Raw genomic sequence first — 11,971 nt, 5'->3', positions numbered from 1 at the left:
TGATCGGTGCATCGGCAAACCTAAATCATCGGAGGCAGAGGATAGTCGTTAAGCAGAAACTGTTGTCACCCCTGACAATGGAGGATGACATGCTACCAAACGAGGCCGTATGGCTTTCTACTTATTTTGCCCAGAAAGATAACGAAGCCCTGGGCACGGTACTGAATATCGGAAGTTCGACGGCAGAAGTTCGCGAGAGAACTCAATCCTTCATGGATGAGCAGATATTTCGTCCGCTGGTGCGACGAGGCGTGCCGGTCGTCCACACGGATATCAAGGCAGCGGATGGCGTCGATATCGTTGCCGATATCATGAACGATGATGATCTGGAACGGCTGCGAAGTCTGGAGGCGAAGACGATCCTCTGTTCCAATATGCTCGAGCACGTTCCTTCAGCATCACGCATGGCCGAGCGCCTAACCACTCTGGTTCCGCCTGACGGCGTTCTCCTGGTTACGGTTCCAAACAGTTACCCGTACCATCCCGACCCCATCGACACTTTATTGAGGCCAGATATCGAGCAGCTCAGCGGTCTTTTCCATCAATTGAAATTGCTGGATGGTGGAATTGTGGAGGGGCCGACTGTAGCGCAGGAGCTTGTCAAAAACCCGCTGCTTCTCCCACGCCGCATTGCCCGGTCCATCATTCCTTTTCCCCAGTTCGGCTTTTGGCTCTCGGCCCTAGATCGATGGCGCTGGCTTTTCAGGCACTACAGGGCGACGTGTATCGCGCTCTGGAAGCCTGCCGTCTCGTGAGCTCAGCGGCGTTCTTGTTGCTGATCGTGAATAAATGGGGAGCGTCATCTAAATGGGAGCGTCATCCCCCGGATGAGTTACATAGGATTCGCCGCCTCATTCTGAGGCGACAAGTCGTGCCGCGTCAGATAACCGGGTCTGTTGTACTCCGTGCTCGGTTCAGGATGCGAGCGAGATCCGTATCGTTTGTTTCGTACTGTTGTCTGACCGCGTCGAAAGGTCTTGCGCGCGCTTATTGAGGATCGTCAACTATAAGGCGACAAACATCATCGATTTCTGGCGACGCTGGCACATGAGTCTCTCCGCCTTTCTTCGCGACTATTCCGCGCGGACTCTATGGGAAGCGCAGGCAAGATGATGGGTACGATGATCGGACTGAACGAATTCAATCTCAGTATCAATGCCGAGCGGCAACTGACGGGGCTGCTAATGCTGGCGGCTATCGCCGCCATGATGGCGATCGCTCTGTTTGCTCCCACCTCACAACAATGGTTGGGCTACGATCCGCAGCGGCCGGTCGAGGAGGGACATTCCTGGAATGCTCGCCTGACGGCGTATCCGCTGCATGGCGCTGCGTTGGGTTGCCTTCTCGTCTTCACTTTGACGCAGATGTCCGCCGTGCGGTCGTTCCTCTATTTCCAGTTCTGACGATGAGCGAACAGTTCCTCGCGCCTACGCAGTTGCTCGGGATCGGGGTCGGCAAAGAACTCCGGCCACATCGTCGTGCACGCGTCTATCCTGGGGCATTCATCGCGGGGGCGATCTTGTCGGTCACTTTGTTCTATGCTGGGCTGGGCACCTTACGTGCAATGGATCGTCTGCCACCGCCTCCGGTATCCGATACCTGGTGCATCGACCGTCGTTTCGCTTGGCTGAGAGAAAACCCCAACTGGAAAAATGCAGGTCTTATCGCCGAAGGATCATCGGCGACCTTGCGGAACCTCGATTTCGGCGTCATTCCTCCCGAAGCGCAGCAGCGGGGCGTCGCCAACGCAGCCCCTTGCTTCCTCACCGTCAACCAGACGCGTCGGCACGCGCCGGACTCAGCTTTCACGGATCCGATTCACCTGCAGTGGCCTGAAACTGCGGCCTTTACCCGCTTTGTCTGGAAGGAAGCTCGGCGACAGGGTGCAGATCTACCGCCTTTGGAGGAAGAGGACACACACAATTCGGTGCTGGATGACGGACGCAAAAGTCTTGCAACCGACGGCGGCCGCTCGGGCTCGAGGATAAATCATCAAACCGGATTCAGCGGCCATGCTATTCCGGTAAGGAATGTCCGGAGGGGTGTATTGCCGGACGACCTGACTTTAGCGGACCGCGCAGAGTTAAGATCGGGCAAAGAGATCACAACAACCACACCGCTGTTGGACGCTATAACTCAAAATACCTCCGGTCACAGCGAAGGATATGCCGTCGGAGTGCCCAGGACCTACGCGTGGTGCAGCGGCTCGTACAAGCCTCCGGGCTACAGCGCCCCGCCTTCCGATTTCACCGCGGTCACCGGATGGGGGCAGATCTATCCGAAAGTGGGGGCGCCCGCCTATTCGAATCCCGACGGAAGCATAATAGTTGCCAATGCAAAAACCTACGTCCACCTCACCGCTACCCAGGAGTGGATATTGGTCCAAGACCAGGCCAAATATGGGATCACGGGGGCTCACTTTGTCTCCAACTTCTCGCCGAAAGCGACGGCCGTTGAGATGCGGCTAAACACGGAGCCGGACGGCAGTGCGGCCATTGGCGCCCCTCCGCCCGGGTACAATGATCATTTCTGGCTGACCAAACGAGGCACGTATCCCGCTGGAAGCGTTGACGGTGTGTATGTGCAGATGGAGATGAGGACGACTGATCCAGAAATGAAATTCGTTGCCAACGTTGGGGCCGACTGGTGGCGCGACGCGACCGCCGATTTTAGGTACAGTTTCGTCAACAATCCAGGCGCCGGTATGAGCAATTGGGTCGAGCTCTCGACGCAGTGGTCCACCCTCCGTTTTTATTCTTGGAGTACATCCAAGCTTCTCACGGACCCGCCTCCCCCGCTCGCGGAACCAAAGCCCGCGCCTGTCCTCGTCCGACGCCTCGCAAGCACGTCACCGCCTTGCCTTTCGCCTCCTAAGGCGCGACGATCCAATTAAACTGCGAGGCATCGAGGTTTGTAATCACAATCGTCAGCACGAGAGGCCGACAACACCTGTTTCCGACGCGGCCGCCGCTTTCATTCATGTTCATGCCCTCTCGATTGTCGTAGGTCGAATTGACGCCTTTGGGGATGGTCCTCTAGCGCGCTTGTCGGCAAAGGCCCACCAGACCACAGCACCTCCCATTGCAACACACGTTAGAAACCCAGCCACAAACGCGAGAATTGCGGTTGAAAGAACACTCATTGCTCCCTCCCTTCCGGGTCGTACGACTGACCGCTCATGATTGGGGCCGTCGACAGCAGATTGGGAGGTAGTTAAGCTTGGACGCGCGCCTCGCGAGTTGCTTCTTGTCAAGTTAAAATCTTGCCAGGAGATGTCGCCGCCAGTCGCGAAGTTGCTTTCGACTCAAACATTTCGACGAAACGCGCAGCGCTGTGCCTGCACTTTTGCATTCGTCTCTCCGGCCTTCGCGTAAGACCAAACACATTGGCGACAAATTGTATTGCCAAACGTCCACACGATTTTGCACCGCACACTGTGCATCGAACTGATGCGTAATTTGTGGGCAAACTCAGCAGCAGGGGATGGGCGAACTGTCAGGGAAACAATAAATGGCAATTTCGATTTCGGATATCATCGCGCAAAACACGGTCGGCCAGAGCGACGGAGTTCCCGTCGGCGTACCGCCGGGTTTTGAATGGTACAACGGGGTGTACAAGCCGGCTGGCAATAGTGCTCCACCGTCCGACTTCACCTCCGTCACCGGTTGGGGACAGGTTTACCAGAAGGCCGGAGCGCCTGCGTATACAAATCCGAACGCCACCGTCGACGTTGCAAATGCGCAGACCTATGTTCATCTCAAATCGACCGGCGAATGGGTGCTGGTGCAAAATCAGGCAACAACTGGAATCGCCGGCGGACATTTTGTTGCTGATTTTTCCGGAAATGCGGCGATCGGCATGCAGGTGAATACGTTGCCAGGCGGATCCGCGGCCCTCGATACGCCTCCGTCCGGATACAACGATCATTTCTGGCCGAGTTCGCGAGGAACTTTCGCACCTGGAACGGTTGATGCTGTCTATGTCCAGATGGACATGAAGGTGAGCGATCCGAACCTGCATTTGGTTGCCAACATCGGGGCCGACTGGTGGCGCGACGCGAACGCCGATTTTCAAAGCGGTTTCAATAACAATCCGGGAGCCGGCATAAGCAATTGGGTGGATCTCTCGACCCAATGGTCCACGCTTGGCTTTTATTCCACAAGCACTGCGCAATTTCAGGGAGATCTGCCTCCACCGCTGGCCGGATCCGCAGAGACTCCTCCGCCCGCCGGGTTACCGGATACAGAGCCGCCGGCGGCACCTCAGATTGCCTCGTTCACACCGGACACCGGCACTGTCGGGGATAAGATCACGAGCGCGAGCGTTCTGACATTGACCGGCACGGCGGAGGCCGGCAGCACCGTCAAAATGTTTGACGGGACAACTCAGATCGGCACAGCAAAAACCGGTGCGAACGGCGCCTGGAGTCTCGCGACCGCCGAATTGTCGACGGGCGCTCACAACTTCACCGCGACGGCCACGGATGCCGCTGGCAACACCGGTTCGGCGTCGTCTCCGCTAAACGTGAATGTGGAAGCGGCGTCGTTGCCGCCAGTAGCGTCGCCGCCGGCAAGCGGCGCGAACCTGTTGGTGAACGGATCGTTCGAGGCGTCGCCTCTGTCGGCAAACCACTGGGAGGGCTTCAGCTCGATTCCAGGCTGGACCGCGTTGACCGGCGGCACAATCGAACTGTGGAACGATCTTAACGGCGTAAAGGCCACCGATGGGGGGAATTTCGGCGAACTGGATTTTCTCGGCGCTCGTGACGGGTTTCACCAGACCGTGAAGACCGATGCGGGGCAGAACTACGACCTCTCCTTCGACGCGCAATCGCGACCTGGCTTCACCAGCGCGACCACCGCGATCGAGGTGTTGTGGAACGATTCATTGGTTGCCACCGTACCACCCGGTAGCACCTGGGAAACCTACAACTTCGCCGTGACCGGCACCGGCGGAGACGACCGGCTCACCTTCCGCGAGGCCTCCGGCCAGAGCGCTGACGGGCTAGGCGCACTCTATGACAATGTCAGCCTCGTCCCTGTCGGATCAGGCAGCAGTGTTCAGCAAAGTGCCGTTACCGAAACCACTCGGGCGATGGACTTGGTGAAACAATTTTCGGCTACAAGCTTTGCCAACCCTAGCTTTAGCCCGATTGGTGGCCTGAACCAGACCGATACGTCGACAACCCTGGCCCAAACACTGGCCAGATCACACTAGCGGGCTCAAGTTAGGGCCCTGTCCCATCGGAATCCGAGGGCACAGCTTCGTGGCGCTGTGCTCTCGGTTGCGATTGGAACGGAGACTTCAGGAAGTAACCCTGCTCACAGTGCATTTTTCGGGCGAATAGCTCATCCCGTTAACGCGTCTTTATGGTGATAAGATTATCGATCGAGTTATGCCGCAACTGAACCGGCAGGGCTGGATGAACCGCGAACGTCTGGAACAACTGGCGATACTCCTGGAAGGCTATCGCGGCGGTAACGCGCTTCGATTTGATCTTCAAAGCTGGGGCGTATCGGAAACGCAAAGGAGCGGGTTTCTTTGGCTAGGCCGACGACATGCTTGCGATACAGCGGCGTGCGCGGTGGGCCTTGCATGCCGTTCAGGTATCTTCGCGGAAGATGGTCTGTGCTGTGATGCGGACAAAAGTGGCGGCCTCACTCCGATGTACCGCGGCCTCGAGGGCTGGAACGCGGTGAAATCCTTCTTCGATCTCGACCAAGTTCAGGCTGTGAGACTGTTCGCGGAGCATTCCTACGAGGTGACCGAAGGCGAGGCTGCAGCTCGCGCCGTGGCAGCACGAATCCGGCAGGTTATCGTGGCGCTCGACACAGCTGTCCAAGAACGGCAAGACCGGTGAGCTTACTGTTTCGCTGAACGAACGCATTGAATCGCTCGAACCGAGCCAATGCCGACGAGACCTCCGGCCGCCTTCACCAGGAAGTCCGTCAAACGGGCATGGCGCTGAAGAACCTCGATTTGAGCCAGCTCGAACAATCCTGCCGCGCCGACAAGCAATAAAATTATTAGCAGCAGGCGATCAGCATATGCCGAGGCAAAAACAGCGCCGGTGCAAGCCCAGGCAATCCAGCGCTCCAGATTGGCAGGCAACGACGTCAGGGGACGTTGCGAGATAGGCCCAATTGTTACTACAGCTAAAGCCAGCAATAGCGTCCAGGCTGCAAATCGGCAAACCGTTCTCGCTGGGCTTGACATCTGCGAGGTCCTTGGAATTGAAATCGATTTGTGAGAGCTGGAAGACGGCGCCGGACACGGTGGTTTAGCAGCGGACCGCTGATGACCGCAAAAGCGATAACCACCTGCCTCGGGCTCGCAGATACCGAACTAGTCCAGGCGTTTTTGTGCAACGAGCGGCGCGAACCATGGAAATATCAAAGCACGGTTGCGAATGTCATTTGCGCTCAGCGCCCCAGACGTGGCAACGTCAAATGCTCTGCCCACATGAAATCGCCACCCTTGCCAACATCCCAAAGAAGGGGCTGTTGAACGAAACGCATTCTGTCCGCAATTATTGTCCGCTTGGCTTCGCGTAACTTGAGATATAGCAAGTCAACGCCGTTTTGGGGCGCTGCACATACTATCGGCGTGGGCCCGGCGCGACGGCGATCCACGCTTAAACTTTACTTGAGGGGCTTGGGGAGCGGCCGTTTGAATGCATTTGGCTCGTCTTCAAATCCGCGCGCAGCAAGCTCGTTGGATCTGACAAGCTTCGCTGCCATAAATGCCGCTTCCGTACGGTTTCGGGCGCCAAGTGCACGCAGAAGCGCGGCCGTATGAATTTTGCTTGTGCCTTCGGCGATATTTAATTCTCGTGCGATCTCCTTGTTCGACATTCCCCGAGCAAGCAGATTTAAAACCTCATTTTGCCGGGGCGTTAGTTTCAGGGCTTCTTGCTGGATATTCGCCGGAGATGGACGATTAAGACCTTCATCGTGTGTATCTGCGACCCAACCCGGAACATATATTCGTCCCGAAAGCAGATCGCCTATGGCGGTGAGCAACTCTTCGTCCGATTGAAGCTTATGCACGACGCCATGAAAACCGGCCGAAAGATAATTAAGAACGTCCATGCGAGTCTTGGCGGTCAACATGACTGCGACGCGCGTCGCCGGCCTCACTTCGTGGAATTCGGCTAACAAATCGAGGGTCTCGTAGCTCAAGCTTCCGGAGTCAATCAGGATCAAATCAAAAACCTTGTTTGATCCAACGCATGAAAGTCTCGGCGCCTCGACCACGCGAGAATGCGGAAATCGCGCCTCTATTACTCCTCGAAGACCCGCTCGATATACGCCGTGATCGTCGACCACCAAAATAATAGACACGGTACAATCCTAACCCGTACTCGTTCAAAAACTCCCCCCGGAACGTTGCCCTTTCGATTATCGAATAATCTATCCAAGTCCTGTTTGTTCCATTTGCAAGGCTCCGCACTGAGAACATGCTTTAGTTTGATCGTGTCTTATCATTTGTCTGTTCGCTATCCGACATACGGCCTCTATCCCCTCATTGCGATAGCGCGAGATATGCACGCTCATCGATCATCCTTTGCTGGGCAGCAAGAGAGGGAACAGCGCGATACAGTCGGGATAGCAACGCTTCGAGACCCCGTTTACGACGAGTGTTGCGCCGAATTAGGTGTTCAGGCTGCGAACGCGAGACATCCGCGACGGAGCATATGGGTGGCGTCCGCGTTGAACGGATCGGGGTGCAACGATCTCAATTTCGGCATGATCCCGCTTCGTGCACTGGAGTATATATCTCGAAATCTTCCGGCGCCGCACTCCAGCGTTTATCATCCGCAACCGGCTATCGGCAAACCGCTAACGATCACTTTCTGCCCGCTCGCATGAGCATAGCCTTATCCTGAACTCTGGCTCTGCCTCTGCCCACTCGCCAACAACACTGTCGCTAGTGTCGTTGCGGGTTGAGAGTCGTACAGACCTCAAGCAGGTCTTTACCTCGCTCCCCGTGAGTCCGTAAAAAGGCCCCGCGCAAATTCGGGGCATTTTCTTTGGCGCGATAGAAGCCGCAAAGCGGCTCGCACGTGAGTGCTCACGCGACGGCAATCGTCGTCTTCCATCGCGTGTCATTCGCGTTTGGATCGACGACAGTCTCCGCTAGGTGAGTTGAGCTAGCGGTGTTGCACTCTTTAAAGTGAGAGGACGTCTCGACTTGGGCTAAATGCTCCCAGTACTCCGCTTCAGCGAGGAGTTTCCATCTGTTGTCGGGATTATACGCGGCCTGTTGACGGCACAGCGAACCCATTGCCCGGAAGCGAGAAACGTTTTTCATTGCCACCTCCCTAGCCATAGTACTCAAGCTTATTCCGTCTCTTCCTTCAGAGTCATTATAGTTATCGTACAGAACCATTTTCGATTGGTCAGGTAGCCAACCCGGGAACTTGACCCTGGCAGACCCTCAGAAACTATTTCCGAATGCAGCTATGAGTTGAAAAACATGTTTCAATTTCATACTAGAGCCGCCTGACGTAGCAGGCAGCAATCGACCGAGGCGGCCTCCGCCCGTTCTCTGCAATGACACGCTGAATACGAAGACGAAGGGAACGGCCTTACAGCAGCCGATTGCGCGGTCTACCTCTGAACCGGCAGTGCTAGATTCTCGCAGCCGGTTCGGCAAAGGCTGCAGACGAAGATTCCTGCACGAGATTGTCAAGAATGCCAGCGGCTCCGATCGCAATAATGCCGGCGGTAAGGCATGCGACGATGAATACGCGCATCATGTTCTCCTTTTCAACTGTCCGGCAGGTTTTCTGCCGGCAAGATTCGTCTCGCGGACGGCAGCAGGTAGATGTTCAAGCCGAGAGGGCAAAGGCCTCCATTTCAATGTCCACGAACGTCAGCCCTAGCGAGCCCACGCATGCGTAAAAGTCTGCCGATTTGGCTTGCTCCAGATCGACAAAAAAGCGCCGGACCCAAGGCGCGAGATGCTTTTCAAAGAACTCACGATCGATGCCCGCGGGACCTGGAATATCCCCGCCGACAAGACCTGCCATGATCTCGCAAAGAATTGCCACGTGATCCTCAGGCTCCGAATGCCCTGCCGCACTTTCAATGCCGAGGTGCCGGAAAGCTTCGCGCACCCGTGCAAGCGGCCGTCCGTAAAGCGAGCCCGTCAGATAGTGGGATGCGTACGGCAAGAGCTGGCCCTGCCCGAGCCCGGTAAATAAATCAAAATACTCTCGCGCCGCGGTTGTTTCGTCAGCTTGGCTGGCGGCCTCCGCGAGCACCGCATGTGCGACCCCGAGCGGGCTTGCGTCGCCTCGCAGCAAGGCCAGCCGTTCAATCATTTGCGCATCGGGGCTGCGTGAGAGCAAAATCGCCAGCAGCGCATACTCTTGCGCGCGGGCGCGATCGATTTCGTCGACGACGCGCTCGGAGGAAGCATGAGACCTGGCCTCCTGCATCGACTCCATCCTCTGCTCACAAAATACTGCCGCAATCCGGACGGACCGCGCTATCCGATATTCCACCGCGGTAAGGCGCTGCCGTGCGTACGACGGATTCGCGGAGAATCATCTCCCTCAGCGACACGGATATTCCTGGTGGCCGCCCCTTCTCCGCTCTTGTTGTCCGGTAACCCACTAATGCTGCTGATCGACGGCGAACCGTCAAGGCTTTCCTGCACACTCTGATTGAAATCGGCAGACGCGCAATCGGTCACGTCCGGTAACGGCTGCTCCACAGATAGCGGCGTTTCCAAGATCATCTCGGCGACATTGTCGGTCTTTCCCAACACCCGCGCCACAAGAGCCGGCACATTGGTCGAGTCATGCAGCGGACCGAAGCCGGGTATTGCATTCGGGTCGTTGAAGTCCCATTGGTTTTCAGCGATGCCGATAAAGTCGCGAATGGCCGGATCGCTCACCCAGGTCTGACGTAGCGCGGCGCGCGTCAGTTCGGCGGGCACACGGCTTTGCAGAAACTCGCGAATGTCCGTGTTGGCGGTGATCGCTTCAATCGATGGCAGAGTAGCCGGGTCAAATGGCTCGTCCGCCGCCGTGTCGATCCGAGGTTGCGCAGCAACTACTTCCGCGCTGCCCGCCGGGACGTCTGCCGCAAAGCGCCCGGGCGTCTCTTCCCCAGCCTCCGTTCTGCGCTCAATATCGGCGCTGCGCTTCAATCGCGCCCAGCGCGAGACGAAATTTTCGGACCGCGTCATTCCCTGTTCTCCCGTCCATCTATTCGGCAGGCAAGCGTCGGGTCCGCCGGCTGGCGTCGTCGCTTGACGAAGGGCCGCTCGACGTGATGTACGGCGATGAATTGAGCCACAGCCCTGACAATGTCGGGCGGCATAGGCACCGCCTCGACAAGATTGCTGCCGGCGTCGGTGAACGCCTCCCCTTCGGCCGGATCTGCGGTGACGGCAAAAAGCTCATACGGCCGCTCCGAGGCAACAGGACGCAAGGCAACCCACAATGCTGGCGCGCCTGATGCAAGGTTGTCGCGATAATTTGTTGTCTCGGTCCGGTGCAATTCGATCATGGCCCCGCCTGCGAAGAACAAGGCGGTTTCCGCTTCCGTACCGAGCGGAGTCCAGGGCGCGGCGGAGGGCTTTCCGGCAAAAACCGCTACCGGGCGCCAAAGGAAGTCGACCCAGGCGCTCCTGGCCTTGTGCCGCTCGACCACGACGCCGACCGGGATGCGTGCGAGAGCCGTGGATATCAATTTACTGCCTCCAATATCATCGCCCTCCACGGATCAGGCCGGCACGACCGGAAACTTCTGCTTGTGGAAGGCCTCCACGGTCTGCGTATCCACCTTCAGGTGTGCCTGCACCAGTTCTGGCGGTGTCAGGGACAGCCATTGGTTTAGCGATACGTCCGCGTAATAGCTGCTCTTGAACATCTCCAGGAAGCGCAGCGGTGTCGTGCCGGTGTTTTCGACGTAATGGCCCATGGCGAAAGGCACGTAGCCGACATCGCCGGCCCGGTAGTCGAAGGTGCGCGCCTGGCCTGATGCCCCGAACACGCCCATGCGCGCCTGGCCTTCAATGTAGTACTGCCATTCATTGGTGTTGGGATGCCAGTGCAACTCGCGCATGCCGCCCGGCTGAACCTCCACCAACGCCGCGGAGATCGTCTTCGCTGCAGGGAACACACTGGTATCGGTGATCCGCACGGTGCCGCTCTTGGTCTTGATCGGTTGCTGCGCCATCATCCTGTGGCTGAAGGTCTGCGGTACCGGTTTTGCCCCGGCGATCTTGTCGGAATCAAGCGACCCCGGCACAGTGGAAGCAAAGATGTACAGTTCGCTTGGATCCGGGACATGAGCGAAGGATGAACCCGGGACACCAAAATTCTTGGACAATACGTCGTTCGGCGTGTGCTTGAACCAGTCGCTCAGCAGGAAGGTATCATCTTCGTCGAAGTCGCCGTCGTCGAAAACCAGCAGGAATTCGCAGCCGTCCGGGTTGAGCCCCTGGATGGAATGCGGGACACCGCCCGGAAAAAACCAGAGATCGCCGACGCCGACGTCATCGACGAAGTTGTTTCCCTGAGGGTCGACGGCCGTGATGCGAGCGCTGCCGTACAGCATGAATGCCCATTCGCCCTGCTTGTGCCAATGCAGTTCGCGAACGCTGCCGGCATTTAAGCGCATTTCCACACCGGCGATATCCTTGGAAATACCGAGTTCTCGCGCGGTGACCTGACGGGTCCAGCCGCCGGATGTCAGCCGCATATGAGCGTCCGAGAAAGAGAAGCGCAGATTAGGAAGTGTGCCGTGGTCGGTGGAAGGCGGAACCAGCAGATTCGGGTTCTGCCGTTCTTGCTCGAGGTTACGCGGGCCGGGGTTGGTGCCGCCAAATCCCGGGCGTTGTGGCTGTGGCACCGATTGATTGGTTTGCGCGCCGGCAACTCCTGCTGCCGCTAAAACACCGCCGGTGGCAGTTGCGGCCAATAAGGTACGTCGGGTGACTTCATCCATCATGC

At 57.5% G+C, this 11,971-nt stretch carries 13 protein-coding genes; 5 read left to right on the top strand and 8 right to left on the bottom strand.

Annotated features, from left to right (window positions below):
• Positions 1 to 89: 89 nt before the first annotated feature.
• From N554_RS0103440 to N554_RS0103420, 5 genes are all read left to right on the top strand, one after another.
• On the top strand, positions 90 to 755 hold the full coding sequence (locus tag N554_RS0103440; RefSeq protein ID WP_197033403.1) for a methyltransferase domain-containing protein: 666 nt from the start codon (positions 90 to 92) through the stop codon (positions 753 to 755).
• A 366-nt stretch (positions 756 to 1,121) separates the two neighbouring features.
• Complete coding sequence (locus N554_RS0103435; protein WP_156041756.1) at positions 1,122 to 1,403, top strand: hypothetical protein; 282 nt, start codon at positions 1,122 to 1,124, stop codon at positions 1,401 to 1,403.
• A gap of 2 nt (positions 1,404 to 1,405) precedes the next feature.
• Positions 1,406 to 2,893: a hypothetical protein gene (locus tag N554_RS37135; protein WP_051677289.1), complete on the top strand. Its 1,488-nt coding sequence runs from the start codon at positions 1,406 to 1,408 to the stop codon at positions 2,891 to 2,893.
• Between the two features lie 716 nt (positions 2,894 to 3,609).
• On the top strand, positions 3,610 to 5,217 hold the full coding sequence (locus N554_RS41695; protein ID WP_245283509.1) for an Ig-like domain-containing protein: 1,608 nt from the start codon (positions 3,610 to 3,612) through the stop codon (positions 5,215 to 5,217).
• 178 nt (positions 5,218 to 5,395) lie between these two features.
• Positions 5,396 to 5,860: a hypothetical protein gene (locus N554_RS0103420; protein ID WP_029582190.1), complete on the top strand. Its 465-nt coding sequence runs from the start codon at positions 5,396 to 5,398 to the stop codon at positions 5,858 to 5,860.
• Between the two features lie 2 nt (positions 5,861 to 5,862).
• Here the strand turns inward: N554_RS0103420 and N554_RS0103415 are convergent, their stop codons facing one another.
• The 8 genes from N554_RS0103415 to N554_RS0103380 form a co-directional block, all read right to left on the bottom strand.
• The gene (locus tag N554_RS0103415) at positions 5,863 to 6,216 is read right to left on the bottom strand and encodes a hypothetical protein (protein WP_029582189.1); all 354 of its coding nucleotides are present in this window, start codon (positions 6,214 to 6,216) and stop codon (positions 5,863 to 5,865) included.
• 425 nt (positions 6,217 to 6,641) lie between these two features.
• Positions 6,642 to 7,343 carry a LuxR C-terminal-related transcriptional regulator gene (locus N554_RS0103410; protein WP_081851088.1) on the bottom strand — a complete coding sequence of 234 codons (702 nt, stop codon included), beginning with the start codon at positions 7,341 to 7,343 and terminating at the stop codon, positions 6,642 to 6,644.
• Between the two features lie 730 nt (positions 7,344 to 8,073).
• Complete coding sequence (locus N554_RS35335) at positions 8,074 to 8,313, bottom strand: hypothetical protein (protein WP_081851100.1); 240 nt, start codon at positions 8,311 to 8,313, stop codon at positions 8,074 to 8,076.
• Between the two features lie 319 nt (positions 8,314 to 8,632).
• Positions 8,633 to 8,758, bottom strand: coding sequence for a hypothetical protein (locus N554_RS42620; RefSeq protein ID WP_256378719.1), 126 nt, complete (start codon positions 8,756 to 8,758; stop codon positions 8,633 to 8,635).
• Positions 8,759 to 8,833: 75 nt separating this feature from the next.
• Entirely contained in the window at positions 8,834 to 9,328 is a 495-nt protein-coding gene (locus N554_RS0103395) for a TorD/DmsD family molecular chaperone (protein WP_245283508.1), read from the bottom strand.
• A 167-nt stretch (positions 9,329 to 9,495) separates the two neighbouring features.
• Positions 9,496 to 10,161 (bottom strand): DUF3306 domain-containing protein, encoded by a 666-nt coding sequence (locus N554_RS35330; protein ID WP_245283507.1) that lies wholly within the window; start codon positions 10,159 to 10,161, stop codon positions 9,496 to 9,498.
• 35 nt (positions 10,162 to 10,196) lie between these two features.
• Positions 10,197 to 10,706: a DUF3305 domain-containing protein gene (locus N554_RS0103385; RefSeq protein ID WP_036052343.1), complete on the bottom strand. Its 510-nt coding sequence runs from the start codon at positions 10,704 to 10,706 to the stop codon at positions 10,197 to 10,199.
• A gap of 33 nt (positions 10,707 to 10,739) precedes the next feature.
• The gene (locus N554_RS0103380; RefSeq protein WP_029582184.1) at positions 10,740 to 11,966 is read right to left on the bottom strand and encodes a cupin domain-containing protein; all 1,227 of its coding nucleotides are present in this window, start codon (positions 11,964 to 11,966) and stop codon (positions 10,740 to 10,742) included.
• Positions 11,967 to 11,971: the final 5 nt, after the last annotated feature.

Source organism: Bradyrhizobium sp. URHD0069, from assembly GCF_000701345.1.
In the GTDB taxonomy this organism is placed as follows: Bacteria; Pseudomonadota; Alphaproteobacteria; order Rhizobiales; family Xanthobacteraceae; genus Bradyrhizobium.
The sequence above is the reverse complement of the archived record's forward strand: the minus strand, read 5'-3'. Positions and strand labels throughout refer to the sequence as shown.